The following is a 26,491-nucleotide window of genomic DNA, read 5'->3' on the forward strand; positions in this document are numbered from 1 at the left end:
TCCTCAGCCGCCCGTATAAAAAGCAGTGCGGCTATTGAAAGCGTGGGCCAGGGTGCCGCCGTCGATGTATTCCAGTTCACCGCCGATAGGCACACCGTGGGCGATACGGCTCACTGCCACACCGCAGGCACGGGCGCGCTCGGCGATAAACTGGGCGGTGGCCTCTCCCTCAACCGTGGGATTGGTGGCGATAATCAGTTCCCCGACAGGCTCGTCCGCCAGGCGCCGCTCCAGAAGGTCGATACCGAGATCCGCGGGGCCCACACCATCGATAGGCGACAGGTGGCCGTGCAGCACAAAATAGCGTCCGTGGTAGTTGCCCGCCTGCTCGATGGCGAGCACGTCCGCCGGTGTTTCCACCACGCACAGGGATTTCCCGTCGCGCCGACTGTTGTTGCAGAGGCTGCAGACCTCCTCTTCGGTCAGGGTCCGGCACAGGCCGCAGCGGCCGATTTTCTGCACCGCCAGCTCCAGGGTGGCGGCCAGCAGCCCGGCGGCATCGCGGTCTTTCTCCAGCAGGTACATCGCCATGCGCTGCGCCGACTTGGGGCCCACGCCGGGCAGGCAGCGCAGCGCGCGTATCAGGTCTTCGATCAGGGGGCTAAACATATCGGAACAACAATCAAAAAGGGAACTTGAAGCCTTCCGGCAGATTGATTCCGGAGGCCAGGCCCCCCAACTGCTCTTTTTGCAGCTGCCGGGTTTCCTCCTCGACACGGCGCACCGCGTCGTTGACCGCGGCAGCGAGCAGATCCTCCAGCATTTCCTTGTCTTCGCCGAGCAGGCTGGGGTCGATTTCCACCCCGGTGACATCGTGGCGGCCGTTCATGGTGACCTTGACCATGCCGGCACCGGCCTCGCCGCAGACCCGCAGCTCCTCGAGCTGCTGCTGCACCTTCTGCATCTTTTCCTGCATTTCGGCCTGCATCTTCTGGGCCTGCTGCATCAAATCGCCCAAACCTTTCATTGCTTGCTAAACCTCATTGATCAGTCCAATCAGTAGGTGCGCCGTGCGCACCAGATATTGCGGCTGCGCACACAGGTGCGCACGGCGCACCCTACGGCAGCCTCGGGCCAAGCTATTCGGGGTCCGCCAGATATTCCACCGAGTCCGGCACCAGTTCGGCACCCAGTTCGGCCTGCAGTTCCCCCACCAGCGGATCGCGGGCCAGCGCGTCGCGCGCCGCGGCGTCGCGGGCTTCGCGGGTGGCGGCCGCCAGGCGGGCAGGCGTGCCGCCCTGCACTTCGCCCACCTGGATCTGCACCGATACCGGCTGCCCGAAGAAATCCCCCAGCAGGTCCGCCAGACGGCGCTGGTGATTTTCGTCGTACAGGCTGCTGTAGGCCTGGTCCAGGGTGAAAGACAGGTTATTGTCCTGCCGCCCCACCAGTTCCAGGTGGAAGGCGATGGAGTGGAGAATGCCGCTGACGCCCAGCTGGCTGTATAGGGCCGGCCAGCTGCCGGGGGTGAGGGCGTCGAGGCGGGCCGGCGGTTTGTCGGGGTTCGGCGCTTGATTGTCGGGACCCGGGGCAGAACTGCCGGGACTCGGGACTCGGGACTCGGGACTCGGGGCATGACTGCCGGGACTCGGGACTCGGGACTCGGGACTCGGGGCATGACTGCCGGGACTCGGGACTCGGGACTCGGGACTCGGGGCAGCCTCTACTTCCTCCACCTGACGGCGCAGCTGTTCGCGCAGGGCGGCTTTGGGGTCGGGGATCGGAACTCGGTTGTCGGGACCCGGGACCCGGGACCCGGGACCCGGGGAGGGCGGCGCGGGGGCTGCCTCCACCTCTTCCATCTGTCGGCCCGGTTGTTCGTATAAAGCGGCCCGATCTTCCCCGCGGTGTTGCACCGGCTCGGGATCGGGTTCAGGCGCCTCTTCGGCGGCAATCTCTTGCTCCCCGGTCTCAGCCGGCACCGCCTCCTCCCGGGTCCCGGGTCCCGGGTCCCGGGTCCCGAGATCACCCGGAGTCCCGGCAGTCATGCCCCGCGTCCCGAGTCCCGAGTCCCGAGTCCCGACCTCCTGTCCCGAGTCCCGAGTCCCGACATCCGGGGGCCCGAGCTGAGCCCGAGGGATATCCGCCACCCCCTGCGGCCGAAATGCCAACATCCGCAACAGCGCCATCTCGAAGCCGCTCCTGGGGTCCGGTGCCAGGGGCAGATCCCGGCGGGCGAGCAGTGCCATCTGGTAGTACAGCTGCACGTTCTCCGGCGCCATGCCGGCAGCGTGCCGGCGCAGTCGCTCGCCGTCGCCCAGCGCGTTATCCACGGATTCCGGCAGCACCTGGGCCACCGCGATGCGGTGCAGGCTGTTGGCCAGTTCCGCCAGCGCGGCGCTGTAGTCCGGTGCCTGCTGGGCCAGTTCCTCCACCGCAGCGAACAGCGCCGGGGCGCTCTCCTCCGTCAGCGCCTGCAGCAGTTTCCACACCAGTCCGGTGTCGATGCTGCCGAGCATGGCGCGCACCTCCGCCTCGGCGATCACGCCGCCGCCGAAGGCGATGGCCTGGTCGGCGAGACTCATGGCGTCGCGCATGCTGCCGTCGGCGGCGCGCCCCAGGTGCCACAGGGCGCCCTCTTCGAAGGGTACCATCTCCTGTTCCAGCACGAAGCGCAGGTGTTCCGCCACCCGCTCCGGGCTCATGTTCTTGAGGTTGAATTGCAGGCAGCGGGACAGCACGGTCACCGGCAGCTTCTGCGGATCGGTGGTGGCGAGCAGGAATTTGACGTGAGGCGGCGGCTCCTCCAGGGTCTTCAGCAGCGCGTTGAAGGAGCTGTTGGAGAGCATGTGCACTTCGTCGATCAGGTAGACCTTATAGCGGCCTCTCGTGGGCGCGTACTGAACGTTCTCCAGCAGTTCACGGGTGTCCTCCACCTTGGTGCGCGAGGCCGCGTCCACCTCGATCAGATCGACGAAGCGGCCCTCGGCAATTTCGCGGCACGCGGCGCACTGGCCGCAGGGCTCGGAGCTGACACCGCTCTCGCAGTTGAGGCACTTGGCCAGGATACGGGCGATGGTGGTCTTGCCCACACCGCGGGTACCGGCGAACAGGTAGGCGTGGTGCAGGCGGCCGTTGTCCAGGGCATTGATCAGCGCCCGGAGCACATGCTCCTGCCCCACCATCTCCCGGAATAATCGCGGCCGCCACTTGCGCGCCAGTACTTGATAACTCATCCAATCTCCAGCGCCCCGCCGGCGCCAAGTCCCATCGTTGAAAGGCGAGCCACATTATAACGGCATCGCCGTCGAGGCATAGCGCGCGAGTCTATCAGCCCGGCACACCCTGTGCCGCACTATTAACCCGGCCCAAAAGCCGACCAGCTTAATGGCGCACCCTCGTCGTCGGGTTCGGGGCTGTGTTATAACTGTGCGCCAGCCCGCAACATAACAAACATAGCGAGCGCAGTACGGGGTTCCATTGATCGATGAATAAAGCGCGGAAAACGCTTCTGGAAAGGCTGTTCGCCGAACACGGCCAGGCGCTGGTGCGCTTTGTGGCGCGCATCGTCCGCAGCACAGAGGATGCCGAGGACATCGCCCAGCACGCCTACCTCCGCCTGCAGAAACTCAGCGACGAAAAAGAACTGGACAACCCCCGCGCCTACCTCTACCAGATCGCCAACAATCTCGCCGTCGACCAACTGCGCCGCGGCAAGCTGCATATGGAGTACGTCAGCCAACAGCAGCCCGCGGAGGGCGAGACCATCGGCGACGACCACGCCGATCACCAATCCCCAGAGCGGGTACTGGCCGCCAGGCAGCAGTTGCAGTCCATCTACGACGCCATGGACAGCCTGCCCCTCAAGTGCCGCCAGGCTTTCCTGCTACACCGCACCCGCGGCCTCTCCTACAGCGAGATTGCCCAGGAAATGAACACTTCGGTGAGCAGCGTGGAAAAATATATCCTGCAGGCACTCAAGGTCTGCCGTCGCCGCGTGGCGAGGGAGCACTGATTCAATGAAACTGTTCAATTCTTGCACAAAAGAGCGGCAGCCCATGGCCGCCGACGCAGCTTTTCTCCCTCTCACCGCAAAAGATTTGCAGGAATGGGAAGAAGCGCACAGGCTTTGTGCACGCCGGTGCTGATTTTTCGCGAATTTACTTGAATTTACTTGAGGGGAAGAGCCGGTTGCCCGTCTCATCTCAGAGACCGGACATTCAAGCACAAAAACAGAGCCGGACAAAAGATAAAAAATCAAATTTTGGTGTATAGTCAACAATTATTGCGCACGGGTGGCACCGCACGAAAAGAATCGCGCCAAATACGCCATTTTGCCAGAATGCCCCAAATTGGGGCTCAGCCGCAAGGCTTTGAACAACCAACAATTAATTTGAATGTAGGTAAGAGCGGTGGACTCAACGGGCGTACATAAGGTGCCAAATGAAGACAGGCTGGATCAGGCGTGTGCCTGGATCGCCCGCCTGCGCTCGGATGCCCTGAGCACCGCCGACAGGCGCGAGTTTACCGCCTGGATGGCACAGTCCTCCGGCAACCGCCGCGCCTTCGACGAGATGTCCGAGCTGTGGGGGGATCTGGGCGCCCTCGCCCATCTGCCTGTCGATGAGCTCTTTCCCGGGAGCATTCACCGCCCCCGTGCAGGCCACAGTGACAACGGCGCTGCCGCCGACGGCACGGCGGTCTGGAATCTCCCCCAGTGGCTGATGGGCGGCGGCCTGGCGGCCGCTTGCCTGGCGGTCGCCCTGTGGGTCGGCAACCAGTGGCTGGGTGGCGACAGTTTCCACCAGCAGACCTACGCCACAGCCGTGGGCGAGACCCGCACCGTGGTCCTTGCCGATGGCTCCCAGGTCCAGCTCAATACCAACAGCGAATTGCGCGTCTCCTTCAGCCGCGAAGAGCGCCGCGCCCAGTTGCTGCGGGGCGAAGCCTACTTCAAGGTAGCGCGGCAGACCGCGCGCCCCTTCAGCGTCGCCGCAGGCAGCGCCAATATTCGTGTGCTCGGCACCAAGTTCAACGTAGAGCGCAATCCCGGCAATACCCGGGTCTCCGTCACCGGTGGCACCGTAGCGGTCAGCGAGGCGCAGGCCGCCAGGGGCCTGCAGCCGGAGTCGGTCAAGCTGAAAAGGAACCAGAAAGTCAGCGTTTCCGCCACCGGGATCGGCCAGGTCGCCAAGACCTCCGCCGACGAGGCGCTGGACTGGACCCGGGGTGTCCTGGTATTCGACCGCACCCCACTGGCAGAGGCACTCGAAGAACTCAACCGCTATCTGACGGTTCCCGCCGTCGCCGATGCCAGCGTGCGGGAGCGCCCGCTGTCCGGCACTTTCGAACTGTCCGATCCGGACAGCACCCTCACGGCCATCGCCGCGGCACTGGATCTGCAGCAGGATTGCAGTGATCCTAACCTGACTCTCTTGTCACCCAAGCGTAACTGAGTTATAAACCCGCTTGGGCGGTCATTTCTTATACACCCCCCCGCATCACAACCACGCAGACCAGAACAAAACGTGCCCTCCCCCTGGGGTGGGCAACCGCAGATAATATAGGCGTCCACTTGAATATCCGGCACTGGGCCATACTGTCGCTGGCAACCGCCATGGGGTTTTCCAATGGGGCCCTCGCCGGCTGCCCGAAGTCCGGCGTCCATCTGCCAGCGGGCAGCCTTGAGCAGGCGCTGATCGCACTGGGCCGCGAATGCCGGATCTCGGTGCTGGTACAGGCTTCTTCGGCAACCAGCTTCAACCTCCCGGAACAGACCCTGGAAACCGCCGCCGGCGATTTCGAGCCGGCACTGCAAACACTGCTGCGGGATTCTCCGTTTACCTATCGCCGCCATGGGTCCGCGGCCGTTGCCGTGGTGCCGCGGGATACCGCTCCAGTAGAGACCGGAGGCGGCGATCTGGCCGCCCAGACCGAGGAGATCACCGTCACCGGCAGCAGCTTCACCGGCAGCCACCTGCGCCATCTGCAACTGGACAGCTATGCCCCTATCGACGTGCTCGCCCAGCCGGAACTGGAAATCACCGGGGCACAGACGGTGGCCCAACTTCTCAAGTTCCTGCCGGCGGTCTCCGGCAATTCCACCAGCACGTCGGTGAGCAACGGCGGAAACGGCACCGCCACCGTCACCCTGCGCGGCCTGCCCGCCAGCAACACCCTGGTGCTGATCAACGGCCGGCGCATCGTCAGCAACGGTTTCGGCGGCGAAGCGGCTGACCTGAATACCATTCCACTCTCCGCGGTTGATCGCATAGAGATCCTCAAGGACGGCGCCTCGGCGGTTTACGGCTCCGATGCCATTGCCGGGGTGGTCAACATCATTCTGCGGCGCAACTTCGACGGCCTGTCGGTGAACAGTTATTTCGGCGAGGCCGAGCGCGGCGACCAGCAGACCGGCTCCCACTCTGTGACCTGGGGCAAGGCCGGCGATCGCGGCCACCTGATGCTGAGTCTCTCGCGCTACCGCCAGGGGGCGCTGATGAGCCGCGACCGCGCACTCTCGGAATCGGCGGACAACCGCGCCCGCGGCGGCACCGACCTGCGCTCGGCGGCGTCCCCGGCGGGCTATATCGCCCTCAACAGCGGCGAAGAGGTCACCAACGACGGGGCCGGCGGCTACCGCACCTGGACCCAGGAGGACCGCTACGACTACCGCGGGTACACCTCGGCGGTGGTCCCCTCCCGGCGCGACGCCGCCTACCTGGCAGGCAGCCTGGACCTGGACGACCAAGTGGAACTCTTCGTGGAGGCCATGGGTATCCGCACCCTTGCGGAAACCACCATGGCTCCAACGCCGGTATTCACCCGCTTCGACAACGGCGACCTGACCATCGCCGCGGACAGTCCCCACAACCCCTTCGGTGAGGAAATTGCCGACGTGCGCAAGCGGGTGTTGGAGCTGGGCCCGCGCACCCAGGAAAACCGCACCGAAACCTGGCGCTTCAACTCCGGCCTCAAGGGCGGCTGGGATAGTTGGCAATGGGAGCTTGCTGCGGCGCTGCACTACACACGCGCCTCCGAGAGCACCGGTAACCTGATCGACCCCTACAGACTCTCCAGGGGGCTAAAGGGGCCCGGCCAATGCGACGCGGAGAGCGGTTGCGTAGCGGTGAACCTGCTGGGCCCGAGCGGCAGCATAGACGATGCGCAACTGGACTATATCCGCGCCGAGGGCGAGGTGGATGGCGCCAGCCGCATGGTCTCGCTGACCTATGTGGTGGACGGGGTCGTAGGCAGTTCCGACGCCGGCGAGATCCTCGGCGCGGCCGGCGTGGAGCTTCGCCGCGAGGCGATCGACTTCCAGTCCACCGACGCCATGGGCCTGTCCTTTATCGGCAGCAACATCTCCGGATCGGCGGAGGGGGAGCGCATGATCGGCGAGGTGTTCGCGGAGATCTCCCTGCCGCTGGCGGCGGACAAACTGTGGCTCGACGGCGCCATCCGCTATTCCGACTACAGCGATTTCGGCAACACCGCCAACCCCAAGCTCGCCCTGCGCTGGCGTCCCTGGCCCTCGCTGATGGTCCGTGCCAGCTACGCCACCGGCTTCAAGGCACCCACCCTGATCGACATGAACCAGACCGGCTACCAGAGCCAGGAGTTCCTTTTCGATCCCTGTACCGGCAGCGACGCCAACACCCTGCCCGGCTGCCGCGGCCAGGCGGACGGTGCGCGCATCCAGTATCTCACCGAGTTCGGCGGCAATGCGGAACTGCAGCCGGAGACCTCCGACAACCGCTCCCTGGGACTGGTGTGGACGCCGGCACAGCTCAAAGGCTTCAGCGCAACCCTGGACATATTCGATATCCGCCAGAACGACGTGATCGATACCAGCCCTCAGTACCTGATCGACCAGAACGCCAGGGAGGCGCTGTTCGCCAACCGGGTACTGCGGGACGAGCGCGGCGACATCACCAAGGTAGTGGCCAGGCGGCTGAATATCGGCGCCCGCGAAGTGCGCGGCCTGGACCTGGCCCTGCGTTATCAATACCTCTCCGAGGATATCGGCCAGCTCCGCTGGTCCCTCAACGCCAGCCATATACAGCGCTACCTGGACCAGCCGGCGCCGGGCAGCCCCGCCGAGGATCTGGCCGGCACCTTCGTCGACCCCGCCAGCGGCGGCGCCGGCTCTCTGCCGCAGTGGAAGGCCAACACCGGCATTTACTGGAGCAAGGGACGCTGGGAGGGCGGCTACACCATTCACCACGTGGGCGCCCTGGAGGAATCCTTCACTGCCGATGAGCAGCGGGTCACCCGCCGCATCGACAGCTGGTCCAGCCACGACCTGCAGTTGGCCTACTCCCTGCTACCCGCAGGGCTCCGCCTCGCAGTGGGCATCGACAACCTGCTCGACCAGGCGCCCCCTTTTGCCGCAACTGCCTTCAACGACAACTACGACGGTCGCACCTACGACCTCAGTGGCCGTTACTGGTACACCACTCTCGCCTATAGCCTTTTTTAATGCAGGGTGCGCCGTGCGCACGAGAACGGCCACGACCATTTGTGGAAAAGCGGGGCTTGCGCTACCCTTGTTCAGCTCAGCCATAACAACCAGTGAGCGGGAAATGCCCGTTGTCTTCCGCTATCGAGGCTTTCGATTCTTTTTCTTCTCCAATGAAGGAAGCCCTCGGGAACCCGTGCACATCCATGTAGAAAGCAGCGACGGCGAAGCAAAGTTTTGGCTATATCCGGAAGTTGCACTCGCTAGAAGTGCGGGATACAACCGCAAACAGCTGTCGCAACTGGCAGAAGCGACAACAGACCACCGTGACGAGATCGAGAGAGCCTGGAATGAGCACTTCAGTTAAAGCCAAATCCCTCACTTTCGACGAACACACCATGTGGGTCGAACTCGATGACGGTCGCTCCCTGGGCGTCCCCCTCGCCTGGTTTCCCCGCCTCCTGCACGCCACCCCCGAGCAACTCGCGGATTACCGTATCAGCTACTCCGGCAACGGCCTTCACTGGGACCAACTGGATGAAGACATTTCCGTCGAAGGCCTGCTGGCCGGGCGCGGCGATATGACCCGACATCACGGCAAAGTGGCCTGATCCAAGACACCGGCGAGCCACACTGGTACCAGCCCAGCAATCTTCCGCCCAAGGCAGAACTCGGGGAGCGCTTCCGGGACAGCCGTAGGGTGCGCCGTGCGCACCGAAAGCCCCGGGCCTCACCAACCTGGAGCGGTGCGCACGGCGCACCCTACAGTTGCCCCCCAACCGAAGCCGCGGGCCGGTTGACTTCCGATACAAGCTCTTACACTTGGTATGGATTTTCATCTATCCGCGGAACCGTCCAATGAGCACAGCAACAGTGACCAGCAAAGGCCAAATCACCATTCCGGCCGCGATCCGCTCCGACCTCCACATAGGGCCGGGAGATCGCGTCGAATTTGTACGTGTGGGTGATGGGCGTAAGCCGGTCTCCGTGGAGGCAATGAACCGGGCGATCAGGAAACGGGCGAGCGGCCGATGATCGGCCTGGACACCAGCGTTGTCGCGAGATACCTGACCCGAATGGCACTGACTTAAGCGGTTTCCGGCTCCCTACAAATAAGGCCATTTGCGCTTAAGTCAGTGCCAAGTGGAAAAACTCCGATGGACGCAGCCCATACCGGGCCAACACTCCCTCGTGAAGCAGCTCCGCGAGCGTCAGCCCGGGGCGGCGACTCCTGGATACTTTGCAGCAGATCTTCTGGGGATGACATGATATCGGTTGGCGCGGAAGGCCTGATAGGATGGCGCAGTTTGGCAAACTGCGCCACTTTTACCATAACCCAACCGACTGCGGGCAGTTTGGCTCCCGACACAAACTCCTTCGGCGATATCGAAAGGACCCGCCATGCTGATCATCGTCGACCACCGCGAGCAGTCACCGGCCCTCTTGGACGAACTGCGCAGACAAAACACCGGTATAGAGCGCGCACCGCTGCCCCTCGGGGATTACCGCGTGGCCGATCAGCTGCTGTTCGAACGCAAAACCGTCGCCGACCTGCGCCTGTCCCTGGCGGACGGCCGCCTGTTCGATCAGGCCCACTGGCGCGCACAGCAGCCTGACCGCCGCGTCGCGCTCATTATCGAAGGGCGCGTGCAGCCGCCGGGCGTTGGTGAACGCGAAAGGCGCATACTCCAAGGTGCGCTGGTAAAGATCGCCCTTCTCTGGGACATTCCGCTGCTGCGCACACTTTTGCCGGAAGAGAGCGCCAGGGTGATGCTCTACGCGGCCCGCCAGCGCGAGCGAGGCAAATTGCAGGCACCTGCTCGCCCGCTTCGGCAGCATAGCCGCAATAATGAACGCGGAGGAAAGCGAGCTGGCCGCCACGGAAAACCTCGGCCGGCAACTGGCGCAACGAATCCGCTGGCTGGTGAGTGAAGCGCCGGGGATCTATCGGGTAGCGCCTGCCGGGCAGCGGAGCAGACCTTGCTTGACCAACGCCCATTCATAGTCTCGGGGAATCAATATCAAGCCTTGCTGGATCTGCTCGAAAAGCCTGCGCAGGAAAATCCGGGGTTAGGAGATCTCTTTTCACATCGATCACCCTGGGAAGCCCGATGACCCTGTGTGCACCGGCCCCCCGAGACAGTACGTCCAGAGATGTGACCTCATATTCCTTCCCGCTCAGAAAATCCTCCATCTCCGCCTGCACAGCAAGGCCGGCTCTCACTACGGAAAACGGGCACCTAGGCCCAATACTGTTTAGTTACGCCGAATTTGTAGGAGCCTCGGCCGCGAACTGGGCCGGAGGGGTCCCTATGTCTTTCAGGGAACCTCAAGCGCGGAATATACCTTGATATATACCTCATTCAACCATAAACTTCCCGAAGATCCTGATATGGAAGGACACTCCGTGAGCCAGACCGCCAAACTTTTCACCAACGGCCGAAGCCAGGCCGTACGCCTCCCCGCTTCCTACCGTTTCAAAGGGAAGGAGGTCTATATCCATAGGGACCCTGAAACAGGAGATGTCATCCTGTCGGCCAAGCCAACGGACTGGGAGGGTTTTTTCGAGGCACTCAAAGGCCTCTCCGTACCCGATGACTTCCTGGGCGACGAGGAGCGGAACCAGGGACCTCACGATCGGGACCCCTTCAAGGACTGGAAAGAATAGTCCGTGAAACTCTACATGCTCGACACCAACGCCGTCAGCCACCTGCTCAGGGGAGAGCGCGGCATCAGCAACAAAATCCAGTCAGTTCCAATGAACTCCCTGAGCATTTCATCCATAACCGAAGCTGAACTCCTATTTGGCCTCGCCAGGCGCCCCCAGGCCAAACGCCTTCACCAGGCAGTCCGGGAATTCCTGAAACGGGTAGACACCCTCCCCTGGGACAGCGGCAGCGCGGATTACTACGGCGCCACACGTGCCGAACTGGAAAGCAAAGGCAAGACCCTCGCCCCGCTGGACCTGCTGATTGCCGCCCACGCGCTGGCCACCAGCGCCATTCTGGTAACCAACGACCGGGCTTTCCACCAGGTACCAGGTCTCAGGCTCGAAGACTGGACTCTGTGACATCTGCGCACGGCTCGGGCGGGCATGCCCAACCGACGCAGCCCAGAACTGACCACTTGCCATGGTCACATTCACCCCATAGAATGCAGCGAGGTCACCACTTCCCGGGAGCCCACAGATGCACTCTGACCAGATATCCAAGACCCAATTCAAGGCCCATGCACTGGAACTGCTGCGCCGGGTTGAGACCACGGGCCGCCCGCTGATCGTTACCGACCACGGCAAGCCGAAAATAGAAGTGCGCCCCGCACGCACCGACCGGCGCTCCCCGCTGGAGCGCCTGGCTGGGACCCTGCTGGACTACCGGGAGCCCACCGAACCGGTGGGTGCCACGGACTGGGAAATCCTGGGGTGATAGTCCTCGATACTCACGCGCTGGTGTGGTGGGCAGCCAGTGACCCGGCCCTGTCCCTCAAGGCTAAAAAGTGCATTGATGCGGAAATGAACAGCGCCGATGGGCTGATCCTCGTATCCAGCATCAGTGCCTGGGAAATCGCACTGCTGGTGGAACGCGGCCGCCTGGCCCTGGCCATGGACGTTCAGGATTGGCTCGATACGGTATCGGAGGTAGAAGCACTGACATTCGCACCGGTGGACAACCATCTCGCCGTGCAGTCGGTTCACCTTCCGGGCGAGTTTCACGCAGATCCCGCGGACCGGCTGATCGTCGCCCTGGCCCGCCACCATTCCGCAAGCCTGGTAACCGCCGATCAAAAAATACGCGGTTACAAGCACGTGAAGACCATCTGGTGAAGAATTCAGGTCGGCGTGGATTTTCCGGTGTGGATGCCCAACGTTCTTCTCAGTAGCGGAGCGATGACGCCACGCGACACAATTCATAGCGCTCGGCCCAAAGCCCCCCGCCCCCAACACCTGGAAGCCCTGTGGGAGCCAGCGCTGCTGCGCCCCCCCCTTCACCAGGAGGGCACCTCCCACCGCATAGCACTGGCCGACCCTGCAGACCGTATGAGGTACCATGGCACCAGCCACAGAAAGGGGGGCAGCCACAGAAAGGGGTCCACACAGAAAGGCACAGAAAGGGTCGGGTCCAGAAAGGGGTCACAGAAAGGGGTCAGGTCACAGAAAAGGGTCAGCAGAAAGGGGGCAGAGCCCTTTCACACGAAGAGAGCGCCAGGGTGCAGCGGGCAGAAGACTCGCATTCTCTTCGCAGCGGACTCCCCCGCCCTCGCCCCAGCCAAACGATTCGCCCTGATCACTTTCACCTCAGGCCATGGACGTTCAGGATTGGCTCGATACTGTATCGGGGGTAGATGCACTGACATTCGCCCCAGTGGACAACATCTCGCCGTGCAGTCTGTCCACCTTCCGGGCGACTTTCACGCCGATCCCGCGGACCGGCTGATCGTCGCCCTGGCCCGCCACCCGTTCAAAAAACACGCGGCTACAAGGGCATCTTAAAGGGCTCCGACCCGAATGGCACTAAGTTAAGCGGAATCTCCCTGTAGGAGCCTGCTTGCAGGCGAATTGAAGTCGCGGCAAGGCACCGGAAATGTTCGCCTGCAAGCAGGCTCCTACAGCGCAACCCTCAGGGGCGGGAGCAGCTCGGGGCTTAACTTAGTGCCATTCGGCTCCGCCCCCTTTTTCGACCCCTTTTTCAGTCCGCCCCATTAACCTGTGGTCTCTACCACGATCCGTATTGACAACAGCTACACACCACACCAAAATACGTGTATCTGTTGTGTATGCACAAGTAGGAGAAGCCAATGCGTGATGCCGCCATCAATCTGCGGGCGCTGCCCGAGCAGCGGGACTTGATCGACCACGCCGCCAGCCTGCTGGGAAAGAACCGTTCTGATTTCATGCTGGAGGCCGCTTGCGAAAGGGCACAAGCGGTTGTGCTTGACCAGGTGTTCTTCGATCTGGATGTCGACAGGTTCAAGCAATTCACAGAGATGCTTGATGCGCCGCCGAGTCCCAACCCTGGGCTTGAGCGCCTCATGGCGGTCAAACCTCCTTGGGACACCGATGCAGCATGAGCCTGCAGCTCAGTTCACCGCAGCCGTTGAGCACGGCCCATTCGCTGGAGGATTTTGATTGCGGCGAGGCCCTTCTCTATGAATGGCTCAAACGCCGCGCAGGGGCCAACCAGTTGACCGGAGCCAGCCGCACCTTCGTCGTGGTAGATCCGGATCAGCGGGTGTTAGGCTACTACGCGATGGCAGCGGGCGCCGTCTCGCACCAGGCCGCCACCGGCGCCGTGCGCCGCAATATGCCGGACCCGATTCCGGTGATGGTTCTCGCCCGTCTGGCCGTCGATCACCGCGCACAAGGACTCAAACTGGGTGGAGCACTACTGCAGGACGCGGTTAATCGGGCGGTGGCTGTTTCGCAAAACGCCGGTGTTCGCGCACTCCTGGTGCACGCACTGCACGACCGCGCCAAAGAGTTCTATGAGCACTACGGTTTTCGGGCGTCGCCGCTTCACCCTATGACGTTGATGCTGCGGCTGAATCCAGCCAAGCTATGAAACGGAAGTTTTGCGTTCAAGCCGAGGACAAACTATGGATACTCATATTAAAGGGCTCGGCCCCTTTTCAATGAGGTCAAGGCCAAATTTGCAGCCCGCCATGCTGCGACTTGCCGCCTGGAAACTAAATAGTGGAGCTATTCTGGACGCCAGGACTACCTGGTCCCGCTAGGCATGAGCGCCAATGCACAGGCAAAGGCGCTGCACGTCCCAGCACCGCGCATCAACGAAATAGTCAGGGAGAGGCGCGGCGTACTGCCGACACTGCCATGCGCCTGGCGCGCTACTTCGACACCACGCCGCAGTTCTGGATGTCCCTGCAGACCGAATATGACCTGAGAGTCGTGCAGAGAGTGCGACAAGAACAGATTGCCCGCGAAGTGCACCCCCGGTCGGCAGCATGGCCACCATAGCGAACGCCGATGGACGGGAACTGGCCGCCACGGAAAACCTGGGCCGCGAACTGGCCGGGAGTCCCCGCTGGCTGGTGAACGAGGCTGCGGGAGATTACAAAGCTGGGCGGGCTCGTTTGCCGTCGATTTCCTCGACTACATGAATCCGGCCCTTGAAGCGGCCGGGAGTATGGGATTCGCGACAAAATCCAACTCTGCCCCGCCAAATGCAACTAAAATTAGTTACAAAAAGAAGGCAAAGGCGCTATTCTAATGCGCATACACCGCAGGAGCCGGGACGAGCAAAACAGAGAAACTGGTCGCCAAACTAAACAACTCGAAAGGGCCCTTCACCTGGCATGAACTGAAGACCCTGCTGGCCGGGCTCGGCTACGAACTGGAAGAGGGAAGCGGCTCCCGAGTGAAGTTCACCAACGGTAACCCGGAGCAGCTGATCAACCTACACAAGCCGCACCCGGGCAACGAGGTGAAGGCCTACGTGCGGCGGCAGATTATCGAGAAATTGAAACTGGGAGGCATGATCTGATGAGCAGCAACCTGATGAAATACAAGGGTTACTACGGCTCCATCGAAGCCAGCGAGGAGGACAACTGCCTGTTCGGGAAACTGGAGTATATCCGCCCGCTGGTGAACTACGAGGGAGAGACAGTGGCCGAGCTACGCCAAGCCTTCGAGGAGGCGGTGAATGACTACCTGGCGGATTGTGAAAAGCGGGGAGAGGAACCGGAAAAGCCCTGTAAAGGCAGCTTCAATGTGCGCGTCGGGCAGCAGCGACACCTGCGTATGGCCATGTATGTGGGCAAGGGGCGCCCGGCGAAATCCATCAACGACCTGGTAGTAAAAGCCATTGACCACGAACTGGAAAGGTTGGAAGCCTGAGTCAATGGAATTGATTCGACTATATGCGGCCGCCCCCAGTGTGGAAGCCAGCCCCGCTGGCGATAAAGGAGCCGCCCCCAGATTCGCCAGCAAGGCTGGCTCCCACCAGAACGGAAACCGCTCCCACCTGATAAACGCCCCATGCAGATTGCTGTCGGCCACCGCGAAAAGGCACCGCCTCTTCTCGCAGAACTCCACAGACGGGGCCTTGCCATCCAGCGCGCCCGGCTGCCCCTCGGGGACTACCTGATCAAGGAGCATCTGCTATTCAAGCGCAAAACCATCCCAGACCTCCTGGCCTCGCTGACCGACGGCCGCCTGTTCCGCCAAGCACGCCAGCTCTACCACTGGCGTGCCTGACAACCTGGTAGGCGCTCCGCCTTCATCATCGAGGGACGGATTCGCCCTCCCGGGACGCCGTTCTGGACATCCACGTAGACTCCACCTGGCACCAAGACATCCGCGCCAGCTGCTTCTGCCGGGACGATGTGGAGATTTCCGGCGGTATCCGCAACGTCCGGAACCAGCAGCCTCCAATTTGACGCTTAACGTTATTCGATATACTTCCGGATGGCCCGGCAGATGTGGCCATCGAGGATTACCACTGAGGAGGTAAATATGTTCAACAGCGGCATGCGCCCCATCCACCCGGGTGAAGTCCTGCGCGAGGACTACCTGGTCCCGCTGGGCATGAGCGCCAATGCACTGGCAAAGGCGCTGCATGTGCCGGCGCCACGCATCAACGACATAGTCGACCTGCGGGTCGCACAGATCGAGCGGGCGGATCAAATCGCGAGGGAAGTGGCCCCTCGCCAGATGGCCTGACCCCGGTTTCGAGGCCGCCGAGGTAGATCTGCGCGCCAGCCATTTCTGCTGAGAGAAGATGGAGACCTCCGGTGGCAACCGACGCCCGGAACCGACAGCTCCCTAAATCCGATACTATCGAGTCAAAACTTCCCTCCCCTGTGGGAGCCAGCCTTGCTGGCGAATAGCGGGCAGATAGAACCAATTCAACCGCCTGCAAGCCAGGCTCTGAACTACGACGTCATCGACCCCCTCTGCTGGCAGCGTGACTCTCCAGTTCCAACCCCCTCCGGCCCTTCCCACCCCGAACGGGGCGTCTCTTCACTCCTTTACACCTCCAAACTGATCAAAAAACACACAAAACAAACCTCCCAAACCTGACATTGCGAAGTTAAGGAAAAAAAATGCGATTTTTTTGAGGGAACCATCCTCCCAGCCGTCAATAGCAGTGTTGGGAGGGAAGTGGCCACTTGGGGGTTGCCACTTCTAATCATCGCCATTTGTGGCAAACACTATAAATCCAACGATCAAGAGAGGATTTACAATGAAAAAGAACATTCTGTCTGTTGCTGTGAAAGGGGCCTTGGGGCTTACCGCAGCCGCAGTAATGGTTCCGGCCATGCCCGCCTTTGCGCAGGAAGATGCGCAGGTCGTGGAAGAAGTACTAGTCACCGGTTCGCGTATTCAGCGCGCTGACCTGGAAGGTGCCAACCCTGTAACCGTACTCTCCAGGGAAGATCTTGTAGGAAGTGGCGAACTAAGCGTCGGTGATATTTTGCAAAACCTGCCGTCTTCCGCAGGTGCCGCAACCAACACTGGCGTTAACAATGGCGGGTCCGGTGCTGTGCGTTTCTCTCTGCGCGGCCTCGGTGAAGAGCGCACTCTGGTGCTGATAAACGGCCGCCGCGCTGTTGCTTCCGGCTTGGGCGCTAACTCTTCTGTCGACCTGAACAACATTCCGGTAGCGATGATCGAGCGCGTAGAAGTACTGAAAGACGGTGCTTCTGCCGTATATGGCTCGGACGCTATTGCGGGCGTAGTCAACATCATTACCCGTGACAATTTCGAGGGTGCGGAATTCTCCACCTCTTTCGGCGAAACCAGCGAGGGGGATGGCAGAGAAGAGGAAGCCAGCTTTACTTTCGGTACATCCAGCGATAATGGCAACTTTGTTGTCTCTGGATACTACGCAAACCAGGAACCTATATGGGCCGGTGACCGCGAGTACTCGCAAGAAGAGATCTGGTTCCACCCCTACTGGAACCCAACGGGTCAAGAACCTGGCGGCTCATCCGCCACACCTTGGGGCAACCACGGCGGGTCTGATGGAATTCGTTACTCTCGAGGCCCAGAGTTTGGCGAATGGGGAGAGTATAACGGCGCTACCGATGCATATAACTACGCGCCCGCCAACTATACTCAAACTCCTAACGAGCGTTGGGGCGTTAGCGCCTTCGGCAACTATAATCTCGGCGACCTCGGCGCCCTGAAGAACGTCGAGGCCAGTGCTGAATTCATGTACACGCACCGCGGTTCCCAGCGTCTGATTGCCCCGGAACCTCTCGCTCCCTTGGCATTCTTTGGTCACGCGGCACCGTATTCCGACCTGAACTACTATAACCAGCAGTTTGGCCCGAAGAATGCTGACGGCGAAACCATGGTCTTGAACGACTGGCGTCGTCGCATGGTGGAGACCGGGGGTCGAGACCAAGTCCACGAAACCAACACACACCAAATCACTCTGGCCATTGCAGGTGAATTAGGCGATTGGAACTGGGATCTCTCTGCACTCTATGGTGAAAACGACGCCAATATCATCGATAAAGGCTACTTCAACCTGGAGAGAGTAGCCGAGGCAGTTGGCCCCACTTTTGTAGACTCTGCAGGCAACGTACTGTGTAGTTCAGACGGTACTGCAGAAGGGGTAATTGATGGCTGTGTGCCCCTCAACGTTTTCGGTGTTCCGGGAACCGATACCGAAATTACTGCAGAAATGCTGGAGTACATTAGCGGCAACTACGTTTCCATTACGGAAGGTGGTAACGACATGTCGGCTGTGCAATTCAACATTAGTGGTGGCATCATCGATATGCCTGCTGGACCTCTGGGCATGGCGTTCGGTCTTGAGCATCGTAAGGTTAGCGGATTCTCCCAGCCCGATTCTCTGCAACTGCTGGGCACTTCAACTGCAGGTTCGTCGCTTGCAACTGGAGGCTCCTACCATCTGAACGAAGCCTATGTGGAGTTTGCCGTTCCTCTGCTGGAAGGCCTGCCCGCAATCAACTTCCTGGAGCTGAGTGTGGCTTCGCGCTACTCCGACTACAGCACGTTTGGTGATACCACCAACTCTAAAGTAGGTCTGCGCTGGTCCATCACCGATGACCTGACAGTTCGCACCACGGTGTCCGAGGCTTTCCGCGCGCCGTCCATCCCCGAACTCTACCAGGGTATTGCCAGCACCTTCCCCAACGCGAAGGACAAGTGCGCCAGCGACCCGACCGACACCTGTGTCGCGGATGGCGTGCCCCCACGGACAGACGACGAAGACGGCGGCTACGACGATGAGGGAATTATTCAAATCCCGTCCAAGATCGGCGGCAACCCGGATCTGCAGCCGGAAACAGCCGATATATTCACCGTAGGCCTGGTTTATCAGCCCTCCTGGCTCGACGGTGCCTCCTTAACTGTGGACTACTGGGAAACGGAAATTGAAAACATGATTTCCACTACCGGTCCCCAGGTCATCCTCGATAACTGCCACAATCCGAATAAGGGAGGTCTGGATTGTGACAAGATCGACCGTTGGGGTCCAGGCAGCGGTGCTGAAGTGGGTAGCATTATATTTATCCACGATCTCAATACCAACGTCGGTGGCCTGAACGCCTCGGGTGTAGACTTGTCACTTCGCTATCAGATGCCGGGAACCAGCATAGGCCTGTTCGGCTTTGGTTTCGATGCCGCATATGTGACCGAGTATGACAAAACCCTCTCCAACGGAGATGTAGTAAGTCATGCCGGCCGCCTCGAAGATAACCAGGATGGCAACTTCCCCCGCTGGAAAACCAACTTTACCACCAACTGGAGCTACGAGAACTGGGATGCCAGTTTCAGCTCCCGCTATATCCATTCCGTTATGGAAACCCTCAACGGTTGGTATAACATAGACCCAGTAACTGGAGAGCAGACTAACGAGCCTCACGAAGTTGATAGCCAGGTTATTCATGACATCCAACTGTCTTACAACCTGTCCGATTACAAGACTCGCCTGACTTTCGGCATTGACAATGTCACCGATGAGCAACCTCCGTTTGCTTACACCGGCTTCAACGACAATACCGACGTACGCACCTATGAGACCCAAGGTCGCTATTATTACGGTCGCGTAAACTTCAACTTCTAAGCTTTAAGCTTAAAAGTTGTCTTTCAAAGCCACCGGTGGACTCCACCTGTGGCTTTTTGAGTTTTTGTCCCCCCTAAATCCATGGCATTATTTATGCATTTACAAATTGAATTTGGAAAACAATGGTTACGCATCAATCTCAAAAAGACCGCAAGGATCGGTTCACAAGACAGTTAGAATTGTCGCTAAGCCGCAACGACATACAAGCCTGTATACATATCAGTAAGCTGCTCGCAGAAATCCCAGGGCTTGACGCCAAAGCGTGGCTTCTTCTAAGTGAAGTGTATCGGCGAACAAAGAGAATCGAGGATGCATTAGATGCCATCAATAAGGGCTTAGAACTACAGCCGAACCACCCACACTACGTGGCACAGCAAGCTTTCTGCCTACTGTCTAGCGGAAATTTTTCTGGTCTTATCTCGGCGCTAAAACGCGCGGGAGAGCTCGACATTCACGACACTTGGTCTCTCGACATTTTAGGTATGTCTTCCGCCTCTATAGATGAACACAAACTAGCCATCCACTTCTACAAAAAAGCAGCGGCGATTGCACCTTCCACCCTGAGGTTCAGGCATAACCTTGCCATATCACAAATAGCTCAAGGCCGCACAAACGAAGCAGAAAAAAACTTTAGAAATATAATCAAAACCTCCCCGCTATCTGGAAAGGCGTACTGGGGTCTAAATCTGATAAACCGCTGCAATTTCTCAGACTTAAAAAGTCTCACTCAAATACTACACTCTGAAAGGTCACCCAACGAAGAAAAAATTTTCGCAAGTTTTTCACTGGGATCTCTTCTAGAGAAAAGTGAAAACTTTGATAAATCCTTTGAATATTACGAAATAGGAAATAAGCTGAAGCGCAGCCAAATAAAATTCTCCATCTCTCAAGAGAAAGACAGGTTCTCAAAGATAAAACAAATCTTCAACGAAGAGTGGGCATCAAATAAGGAACCCGGAAAACAATCAGACCCAATCATCTTTGTTGTCGGACTACCGAGAACCGGGACAACTTTAATTGAAAAACTGCTTTCATCGCATTCAGCGACCAACTCCTATGGGGAGCTGAGGAACTTCGGAATAGCCTTGAAAAAGCTATGCAAAAATCCGCTAAACCTAGATTTTGACGCGGACACAATTCATGCATCGGCAAGACTGCCGATGCATGAACTCGGCGAAACCTACCTTAGAAGCATCCCGAGACGGGACACCTACAATAGATACATCATTGACAAGAATCCTTTCAACTTCCTATATATACCACTAATCGTAAAATCCTTACCCAACGCCAAAATAATTCATATGACCCGCGGCGCAGCAGACACCTGCTTCAGCAACTACAAACAACTATTCTCTGCCGTTGCCTTTTATTCATATAATCTAGAGGAAGTAGCCGAGTATTACTTGCTGTATCGAAGCTTAATCGAATGCTGGGAACAACAGTTTCCAAGTCACATCATAAGAGCTTCATACGAAAACCTAGTAGAGAACCCAAAACACGAGTTAGAAAGAATTCTGAATTTTTGCGAGCTCCCATGGGAAGACGCGTGCTTAAATCATACAAATATTAAGGACCAAGTAGCAACAGCGAGTGCAATGCAAGTAAGGCAACCCATTTATCACTCATCAATAGAAAAATGGAAAGCATATCAAAAATTTTTAACTCCTATTTTAGACACCTTGAATCAAGCAGGAATAAAATTAAATTAACTCGCCCAGAATAACAACTGGAGAATAACTACAACTGGAAATAACTACAACTGGACACCCATATAACTAACAACTGGATAACTAACAACTGGACACCCACAAATCGATAATCCCGCCAAAAACCAGCGTCCTACCAGCAGCATCGAAGCTTGTTGAAAAATCTTTCGAACGTTAGCGGAAGTTTATTGACAATATAGGGTTGAAGTGAGTCCCAATTAGCCGCTTAAGGCCAAAGAACCCCTCGCAGTTGAGCTGCGCCGGTACTCTTTAAAAGGAAGGCAAAGAATCAGGACGTGGGCAACGGAGAGAAAAATCGCTCACACTCGCGAACTCCCTGTGCCCAGCGTTTACCGAGCTGTTCGCAGGCGGTACGCAGCGATTGGGCGGAGCCAACCAGAGACCTAAAGCGGCTTTCGAAGTTCCGGCTCAGGTAGAGCCAGCTTCTCGGGTCGATTTGCAACCGCTCCAGGATGGGCGGTAGGCGGTCGGAAATGGTGCCACGTTTGTCCTCGCGAAGAGCGCGTCCGGTCCAGTCTACCAGCGCCAGATAGTCCTCGAGCCGCAGGGGAATGCCCGCGGACATGGGCTCTCGCGGATTACCGGAGAAAGGGAAGAGTGACTGTGGTTGCTCACCTTGCTTGGCCGCTGCGATGCGCCGCTTGACCGAGGTATGCGCGGATTCTTCCGGAGTTTCCGCCATTTGCGCACGAATCGGGTTCAGGTCCACATAAGCCAGACAAGCCGCCAGCGCCCGCTCGTCCAGCAGCGCCTGGGACTTGAAGCGGCCTTCCCAGAACCGGCCGGTGCACTGGTCCTCCCGGTTGGCCTCCCGGGCGATGGATTCGTTCAGCATGCGCATAAACCAGCTGACATCCGCAAGCCTTGAGCGCCAGGTCTCCGCAACCTCCGCAAGCCGGGCCAGTTCTGCGGAATCCAGGGCTTCACCGCGAACAAAGCGTTGGGAGAGCGCAGAACCTTTGCACAGCTGGTGCCAGCGCTCAGTCAGCTCGCGCAAATCCCAGCCTGCTGCCCGCTGTCGATCGATATGCAGCACAACATGGTAGTGGTTGCTCATCACCGCATATCCACAGACATCCAGGGCGAACACCTCGGCCAGTGTCAGCAACCGGTCCTCAATCCACTGGCGGCGATGCTCGAAACTCTGTCCTGTACGCTCATCCCGCCCACACAGGAAGGCACGGCGCACACAGCGGGAGACGCAGTGGTAGTAGGGTGTGGTGTCTGGGCAGATAAGAGCTTTGCGCGGCACAGTCATTTTCTGCTGGCTCATGGATCTGGATGTATAACCAGTATTTTGCGCAGGTGGCGGCACGATGCAATAGCAGTGGCGCGGGAAACTTTTTGTTTGGTGGGTGTCCCCAGAGTTCCCGTGGGTGTCCCCAGAGTTCCCGTGGCGTGGTGGGTGTCCCCAGAGTTCGCCACCCGTGGCGTGGTGGGTGTCCCCAGAGTTCCCCCTTGCAGCGCCAGGAACTAGCCGCCACGCTGCACCAACTCAACGCCCTTGAGCGCTTCGTCAAACAGAGCGCGACTTCCAACCCCGTCGTGACCGGCAAGCGCTACCACTTCGACTACCCTCGCCTGCTCGCCGATCTGGCGCGCGTGCGCGCCGGCATCCAGGACTACCTGGAGCCGTCCCACGCCCAACCCAGGGATCCCGATGCGTTGATTGGCGAGTACCGCGGCTGGTGGGCGTGGTGTTTGGCCATCCGCACGGCCTACGTCGGCTGGGCCGAAAATCGAATCAACACAGGGCGCGGCCAGCACCCCTTCCGCCACCCAGAAAGTTCCTCCCCGTCGTACGAAATCAACCCGCCACTGGCAAGGTCGGAATATTCTTCGCGAAAGACTTTCAAATTCCTCGCCTCCCGGTGCGACAGCCTGGCGCCACTCTTGACCTCAAAATGGGGAGCAATTGGTCGCCAGTTTCGATGACAAATCCACTTCCGGGTGCGGTTGACTGAGCAGGCCGGCAGCCGTGCGAGTTGGTACTAAGCCTCCCCATATCAAAAAAGACCGTGTACTTAAGCTGGCTCTCCTGCGGGGAGACTACCCCGCAGGCGAATCTTTAGCCAAGGGCCGAACTCCCGATAGGTCACTTGCCCATCTGCCAGCTTGATGATCCATTCAGCAATTTCACTTCGATTTGCATCCACTGCGTACCCGTTTGCTCTTAAAAATGAGATCATCGAGACTAATGAGGTGCGCTTGTTACCATCATTGAAAACATGCCCCCGAGCGATAACTTCCGCGTACAGCCCAGCGACTTCCTCGATGCCCTTGAAGTGGGTGTAGTAAAGGTTTTGGTGGATTCTACCGACAAGCGCTTCAACGCTCATCCCGGGTTTCGTCCCCGGTAGACCGGGAAGCTCTTCTAGAATTGCGTCATGGTATCCATGCACATCCTCAGCGGTAAGGTGCGCGAGGTCGTCCAAATTGACCATCTCATACTCCCGTTACCGATCTTTAAGGATTTCCAAAGACTCACGGTATTCAGCGATCACGGACTTGCCGATCTCTTTGGCTTGTTCGTGGTTAACTACCTTGACACGGCGACCATTGATAATCTCTACCTTTGGGGCTTTATCTGCTCTTGGCGCAGTGGGGATTGGGCGAATAGACATTTTTGTAACCTCTCTTGCAATGTGCTGATTGTATACCTAAATGGCCCTGACTTGCTCAAGAACTGGTCTATTTATGCAGAAATCGGTGTCTTTTGGTAAAGAGAGCAGGCGGACAAAAGTTAACCAGCTCAATGACTTGCAGATGAGGGCCACAGGCCCGCTCCTACAAGGGAGAGTACTGGCAAGGCGTGATCGTCGGGCGCTTACTTTTAACTTGGCAGTTTTGGGGATACCGGACGCTTCCCGGGAATGGTGCCCACAGCACGAGCCACCAACCGACCGAAGGGAGGCATGGTTTTGAGTCTGGGGGGCAGGTGAAAAATTTGGCGGAAGCCTTAACGGAGAAATCCGGCGCCGGGCCGATTCCCCATATAGTACCTTTCCCGGGATCTAGGGGTTCGGATAACACTTGTCCATAGCCCCCCCCTGCGCGTGGCCGATCAAGGCACAGCAGAATGCGGGCTCCAGAGGGCCAGCGCCGAGGGGTTACCCGAACCCAAGCTCATAGACTACTCCAGTGGCCCAGAGTGGTACCGGAACCCTGCTGGTGGACCACTGCAGTGAAGTCTGGCTGGTGCCGGTGGTGGCATAAGTTGCGCGGCCGGGTTACCTTGCATTTACAACGCCAGTCTGCGGCACGATTTTGGACTTTCAGGTCAGATTTAGACCAGACCAAAAGTTGCCTATTTATCGACCCAGAAAGCACCCTGAATCCTGCCTCACCTCTTGCCAAAATGGCATTAAGGCTGGCATATCGGCCAAAATATCTCTTCACCAACTGCGCTGTCCAAAGCCCCGTCTCTACCCTCTGGGCAGGCCAACTTTCATCCACTTTGGCCAAAGCGGCTTTTTGGCCAAAACAAGTAGAAAAGACAGCATTTCGGACAAAAATAATGGACAACCCCACTCGGGATGATACTATTCATATTGAATATTATTGAGTACTTTTGAATATTCACCATCCTGTGAGATTACCAAACATTATTCACCAGTAACTACTCACCCCAACAGCCCCCCTCCCCCGCAAGCGGGAGAAGGGAGAGTAGTTACATTAACCATTAATTAAGAGGAGCAGTTATGGCTAGTACCAGCATGACTCTAGGTTCGCACTGGGAAACGTTCATTCGAAACCAGTTGGAGTCAGGCCGTTACGGTTCTGCGAGCGAAGTGGTAAGAGACGCCTTAAGGCAGATGGAAGAAAGGCAAAGCAAGCTGGAGGCATTGCGTGAGCACCTATCCGAAGGAATGGCTCAGGCCCAACGTGGTGAGTTTTCTGATCTGACGCCGGAGGGCATTAAACGGCAACTCGAAACAGAGGATCAGAGTTCGAATGGAAGGTCACTATCAACTGACGAATAACACATCTGAAGATGTGATGAGTATCGCCCGTTACGGGCGTAAGAACTGGGGAGTCGAGAAGGCGCAATCGTACACGGTGGACTTGTACGAACGCTTTCAATGGCTCGCGAACTTTCCCGGTGCAGGGGCGCGCCGGGATGACATAGGCGAAGGGTATCGCTCATTCCCTCATCGGAACCACGTGGTGTACTGAGGGTGAAGTATGGTCCGCATTCCTACGCATAGGCAACCGACTCATCCCGGCGAAATGGTGGTGGAAGAGTTTCTGCGCCCGATGAACATTACACAGCGTGAACTGGCAGACGCCATTCATGTTCCTTACCAACGTGTTAATGAGCTGGTTAATCAAAAGCGTGGCATTACACCCAGCACAGCCCTTCGTTTGGCTCGTTTTTTCGGCGTCTCGGCCGATTTCTGGCTCAATCTGCAAATCCGGTGGGATCTTTACAAGAAACAACAAGCCGAACAGAAGGACTTGGCCGATATTCAAGATGTCGCCCACTGGCGAAAGATGGCTTAACGAATCAAGTCACGCGCAGCCGCGACCTTATCCAAATATTCTTGCAGCCAATACTTTATTTAGCACCAGAGACCATTTATACTGTACATGCATCCAGCTTCTACAATTTTCCAAAGAGGATGGAGAGCAAAGGATGTAAGGAAAGAAGGAAGTAAAAAAGGAAAGAAAGAAGGCCAAATACCGGTCTCTTTTAAAAAAGGCGCTGGCCCTGGGTGGTACCAACACCCAAGACCAGCTAACCATCACCGACTGCATGAGGAGTCGACAATGGCTGACGCGAAGTTTACTCAAAACCCCTCCCCCTGTCACAGCCTTCAGGCGCTGACAGCCCACCCCACCGCTGACCCGGTCATCTTCTTTGACCGGTCTGCCAAGCCCCTCGATATACTGGATACGGCCAATCACCGTCTGGGCGCTGCCCAAAGGCTGCTGGAACTCACCGCCTCTGACGACGTACAGAGTGCCGATAGCCGCGCGCTCAGCGTGGTATCCGAAGCCGCCTACCTGTTGCTATCCGACGGCTACGACCTGTTCCGGGCTCTGACCAGCGGCTAGAGTGCAAGTATCGGCCACCTGCCGGTGACCGGAAAGACCCCCAAGCCCGGCCAGCAATGGCCGGGCTTGGGGGACTACCACCTATATTCCCCAACCGGGCGGACAAAAAAGGACAGCCATAAATAGAAAAATCGGAAGGTATATTCCGGTGATGTTTAGTATTGAAAAATCTTTCGAACGTTAGCGGAACGTTTACTGGCAATCTAGGGTTGAAGTGAGCCCCAATCAGCCGCTTTAAGGCCAAAGCACCC

31 protein-coding genes and 1 pseudogene are annotated in these 26,491 nt (G+C 58.6%); 26 read left to right on the forward strand and 6 right to left on the reverse strand.

The window, feature by feature from the left end:
- Positions 1 to 3: 3 nt before the first annotated feature.
- The 3 genes from recR to dnaX all read right to left on the reverse strand — a co-directional run bounded on the left by recR (position 4) and on the right by dnaX (position 3,176).
- Positions 4 to 609, reverse strand: coding sequence for a recombination mediator RecR (recR, locus tag ACRC0P_RS00375; RefSeq protein ID WP_438627395.1), 606 nt, complete (start codon positions 607 to 609; stop codon positions 4 to 6).
- A 13-nt stretch (positions 610 to 622) separates the two neighbouring features.
- Positions 623 to 967, reverse strand: a complete 345-nt coding sequence (locus ACRC0P_RS00380) for a YbaB/EbfC family nucleoid-associated protein (RefSeq protein ID WP_308368430.1) — start codon at positions 965 to 967, stop codon at positions 623 to 625.
- Between the two features lie 112 nt (positions 968 to 1,079).
- Positions 1,080 to 3,176, reverse strand: coding sequence for a DNA polymerase III subunit gamma/tau (gene dnaX, locus ACRC0P_RS00385; RefSeq protein WP_438627398.1), 2,097 nt, complete (start codon positions 3,174 to 3,176; stop codon positions 1,080 to 1,082).
- Positions 3,177 to 3,427: 251 nt separating this feature from the next.
- On the opposite strand from dnaX, the gene ACRC0P_RS00390 reads away from it, so the two are divergent.
- From ACRC0P_RS00390 to ACRC0P_RS00490, 21 genes and pseudogenes are all read left to right on the forward strand, one after another.
- Positions 3,428 to 3,955 (forward strand): RNA polymerase sigma factor, encoded by a 528-nt coding sequence (locus tag ACRC0P_RS00390; protein ID WP_438627400.1) that lies wholly within the window; start codon positions 3,428 to 3,430, stop codon positions 3,953 to 3,955.
- Positions 3,956 to 4,376: 421 nt separating this feature from the next.
- The gene (locus ACRC0P_RS00395) at positions 4,377 to 5,396 is read left to right on the forward strand and encodes a FecR family protein (protein ID WP_438627401.1); all 1,020 of its coding nucleotides are present in this window, start codon (positions 4,377 to 4,379) and stop codon (positions 5,394 to 5,396) included.
- 119 nt (positions 5,397 to 5,515) lie between these two features.
- Positions 5,516 to 8,422: a TonB-dependent receptor gene (locus tag ACRC0P_RS00400; RefSeq protein ID WP_438627403.1), complete on the forward strand. Its 2,907-nt coding sequence runs from the start codon at positions 5,516 to 5,518 to the stop codon at positions 8,420 to 8,422.
- Between the two features lie 103 nt (positions 8,423 to 8,525).
- Positions 8,526 to 8,768: a DUF4160 domain-containing protein gene (locus ACRC0P_RS00405; RefSeq protein WP_438627405.1), complete on the forward strand. Its 243-nt coding sequence runs from the start codon at positions 8,526 to 8,528 to the stop codon at positions 8,766 to 8,768.
- Entirely contained in the window at positions 8,752 to 9,012 is a 261-nt protein-coding gene (locus ACRC0P_RS00410) for a DUF2442 domain-containing protein (protein ID WP_438627407.1), read from the forward strand. The genes ACRC0P_RS00405 and ACRC0P_RS00410 overlap by 17 nt, the downstream gene beginning before the upstream one ends.
- 247 nt (positions 9,013 to 9,259) lie before the next feature.
- Positions 9,260 to 9,436, forward strand: coding sequence for an AbrB/MazE/SpoVT family DNA-binding domain-containing protein (locus ACRC0P_RS00415; protein ID WP_438627409.1), 177 nt, complete (start codon positions 9,260 to 9,262; stop codon positions 9,434 to 9,436).
- A gap of 366 nt (positions 9,437 to 9,802) precedes the next feature.
- Entirely contained in the window at positions 9,803 to 10,333 is a 531-nt protein-coding gene (locus ACRC0P_RS00420; protein ID WP_438627411.1) for an ERCC4 domain-containing protein, read from the forward strand.
- 33 nt (positions 10,334 to 10,366) lie between these two features.
- Positions 10,367 to 10,516, forward strand: a pseudogene (locus ACRC0P_RS00425) (DUF1778 domain-containing protein); the annotation flags it as partial.
- Between the two features lie 277 nt (positions 10,517 to 10,793).
- Positions 10,794 to 11,069, forward strand: coding sequence for an antitoxin (locus tag ACRC0P_RS00430; protein ID WP_438627413.1), 276 nt, complete (start codon positions 10,794 to 10,796; stop codon positions 11,067 to 11,069).
- A gap of 3 nt (positions 11,070 to 11,072) precedes the next feature.
- Complete coding sequence (locus ACRC0P_RS00435) at positions 11,073 to 11,471, forward strand: type II toxin-antitoxin system VapC family toxin (RefSeq protein ID WP_438627415.1); 399 nt, start codon at positions 11,073 to 11,075, stop codon at positions 11,469 to 11,471.
- A 118-nt stretch (positions 11,472 to 11,589) separates the two neighbouring features.
- Positions 11,590 to 11,826 (forward strand): type II toxin-antitoxin system Phd/YefM family antitoxin, encoded by a 237-nt coding sequence (locus ACRC0P_RS00440; protein ID WP_438627417.1) that lies wholly within the window; start codon positions 11,590 to 11,592, stop codon positions 11,824 to 11,826.
- Positions 11,823 to 12,224 carry a type II toxin-antitoxin system VapC family toxin gene (locus ACRC0P_RS00445; RefSeq protein ID WP_438627419.1) on the forward strand — a complete coding sequence of 134 codons (402 nt, stop codon included), beginning with the start codon at positions 11,823 to 11,825 and terminating at the stop codon, positions 12,222 to 12,224. The genes ACRC0P_RS00440 and ACRC0P_RS00445 overlap by 4 nt, the downstream gene beginning before the upstream one ends.
- A gap of 971 nt (positions 12,225 to 13,195) precedes the next feature.
- A complete protein-coding gene (locus ACRC0P_RS00450; protein ID WP_438627421.1) occupies positions 13,196 to 13,468 on the forward strand; it encodes a DUF1778 domain-containing protein in 273 nt (90 codons plus the stop codon).
- Complete coding sequence (locus tag ACRC0P_RS00455) at positions 13,465 to 13,959, forward strand: GNAT family N-acetyltransferase (RefSeq protein ID WP_438627423.1); 495 nt, start codon at positions 13,465 to 13,467, stop codon at positions 13,957 to 13,959. The genes ACRC0P_RS00450 and ACRC0P_RS00455 overlap by 4 nt, the downstream gene beginning before the upstream one ends.
- Positions 13,960 to 14,359: 400 nt before the next feature.
- Positions 14,360 to 14,515, forward strand: coding sequence for a hypothetical protein (locus ACRC0P_RS00460; protein ID WP_438627425.1), 156 nt, complete (start codon positions 14,360 to 14,362; stop codon positions 14,513 to 14,515).
- Positions 14,516 to 14,715: 200 nt separating this feature from the next.
- Positions 14,716 to 14,898, forward strand: coding sequence for a type II toxin-antitoxin system HicA family toxin (locus tag ACRC0P_RS00465; RefSeq protein WP_438627483.1), 183 nt, complete (start codon positions 14,716 to 14,718; stop codon positions 14,896 to 14,898).
- Positions 14,898 to 15,251 (forward strand): type II toxin-antitoxin system HicB family antitoxin, encoded by a 354-nt coding sequence (locus ACRC0P_RS00470; RefSeq protein ID WP_438627427.1) that lies wholly within the window; start codon positions 14,898 to 14,900, stop codon positions 15,249 to 15,251. The genes ACRC0P_RS00465 and ACRC0P_RS00470 overlap by 1 nt, the downstream gene beginning before the upstream one ends.
- A 141-nt stretch (positions 15,252 to 15,392) precedes the next feature.
- Entirely contained in the window at positions 15,393 to 15,611 is a 219-nt protein-coding gene (locus tag ACRC0P_RS00475; protein WP_438627429.1) for an ERCC4 domain-containing protein, read from the forward strand.
- A 258-nt stretch (positions 15,612 to 15,869) separates the two neighbouring features.
- A complete protein-coding gene (locus ACRC0P_RS00480) occupies positions 15,870 to 16,076 on the forward strand; it encodes a HigA family addiction module antitoxin (protein WP_438627431.1) in 207 nt (68 codons plus the stop codon).
- Between the two features lie 523 nt (positions 16,077 to 16,599).
- Positions 16,600 to 19,455 carry a TonB-dependent receptor gene (locus ACRC0P_RS00485; protein WP_438627433.1) on the forward strand — a complete coding sequence of 952 codons (2,856 nt, stop codon included), beginning with the start codon at positions 16,600 to 16,602 and terminating at the stop codon, positions 19,453 to 19,455.
- A 122-nt stretch (positions 19,456 to 19,577) separates the two neighbouring features.
- Positions 19,578 to 21,164: a tetratricopeptide repeat-containing sulfotransferase family protein gene (locus tag ACRC0P_RS00490; protein ID WP_438627435.1), complete on the forward strand. Its 1,587-nt coding sequence runs from the start codon at positions 19,578 to 19,580 to the stop codon at positions 21,162 to 21,164.
- A 286-nt stretch (positions 21,165 to 21,450) separates the two neighbouring features.
- Here ACRC0P_RS00490 and ACRC0P_RS00495 read toward each other — a convergent pair whose 3' ends face one another.
- The gene (locus tag ACRC0P_RS00495; protein ID WP_438627485.1) at positions 21,451 to 22,440 is read right to left on the reverse strand and encodes a transposase; all 990 of its coding nucleotides are present in this window, start codon (positions 22,438 to 22,440) and stop codon (positions 21,451 to 21,453) included.
- Positions 22,441 to 22,640: 200 nt separating this feature from the next.
- Here ACRC0P_RS00495 and ACRC0P_RS00500 point away from each other — a divergent pair, with 200 nt between their 5' ends.
- Positions 22,641 to 23,117 carry an RAQPRD family integrative conjugative element protein gene (locus ACRC0P_RS00500; protein WP_438627437.1) on the forward strand — a complete coding sequence of 159 codons (477 nt, stop codon included), beginning with the start codon at positions 22,641 to 22,643 and terminating at the stop codon, positions 23,115 to 23,117.
- Between the two features lie 89 nt (positions 23,118 to 23,206).
- Here ACRC0P_RS00500 and ACRC0P_RS00505 read toward each other — a convergent pair whose 3' ends face one another.
- Both ACRC0P_RS00505 and ACRC0P_RS00510 read right to left on the reverse strand, forming a co-directional pair.
- Entirely contained in the window at positions 23,207 to 23,626 is a 420-nt protein-coding gene (locus ACRC0P_RS00505; protein ID WP_438627439.1) for a type II toxin-antitoxin system death-on-curing family toxin, read from the reverse strand.
- 12 nt (positions 23,627 to 23,638) lie between these two features.
- Positions 23,639 to 23,806 carry a hypothetical protein gene (locus ACRC0P_RS00510; protein ID WP_438627441.1) on the reverse strand — a complete coding sequence of 56 codons (168 nt, stop codon included), beginning with the start codon at positions 23,804 to 23,806 and terminating at the stop codon, positions 23,639 to 23,641.
- A gap of 1,077 nt (positions 23,807 to 24,883) precedes the next feature.
- Between ACRC0P_RS00510 and ACRC0P_RS00515 the strand changes: the two genes are divergently transcribed.
- The 4 genes from ACRC0P_RS00515 (at position 24,884) to ACRC0P_RS00530 (ending at position 26,240) form a co-directional block, all read left to right on the forward strand.
- On the forward strand, positions 24,884 to 25,165 hold the full coding sequence (locus tag ACRC0P_RS00515) for a type II toxin-antitoxin system ParD family antitoxin (protein WP_438627443.1): 282 nt from the start codon (positions 24,884 to 24,886) through the stop codon (positions 25,163 to 25,165).
- A 16-nt stretch (positions 25,166 to 25,181) separates the two neighbouring features.
- Positions 25,182 to 25,358 (forward strand): type II toxin-antitoxin system RelE/ParE family toxin, encoded by a 177-nt coding sequence (locus ACRC0P_RS00520; RefSeq protein WP_438627487.1) that lies wholly within the window; start codon positions 25,182 to 25,184, stop codon positions 25,356 to 25,358.
- A gap of 9 nt (positions 25,359 to 25,367) precedes the next feature.
- A complete protein-coding gene (locus tag ACRC0P_RS00525) occupies positions 25,368 to 25,685 on the forward strand; it encodes a HigA family addiction module antitoxin (protein ID WP_438627445.1) in 318 nt (105 codons plus the stop codon).
- Positions 25,686 to 25,952: 267 nt separating this feature from the next.
- Entirely contained in the window at positions 25,953 to 26,240 is a 288-nt protein-coding gene (locus ACRC0P_RS00530) for a hypothetical protein (protein WP_438627447.1), read from the forward strand.
- Positions 26,241 to 26,491 lie beyond the last annotated feature (251 nt).

Source organism: Microbulbifer sp., assembly GCF_051659245.1.
Taxonomy (GTDB): Bacteria; Pseudomonadota; Gammaproteobacteria; order Pseudomonadales; family Cellvibrionaceae; genus Microbulbifer.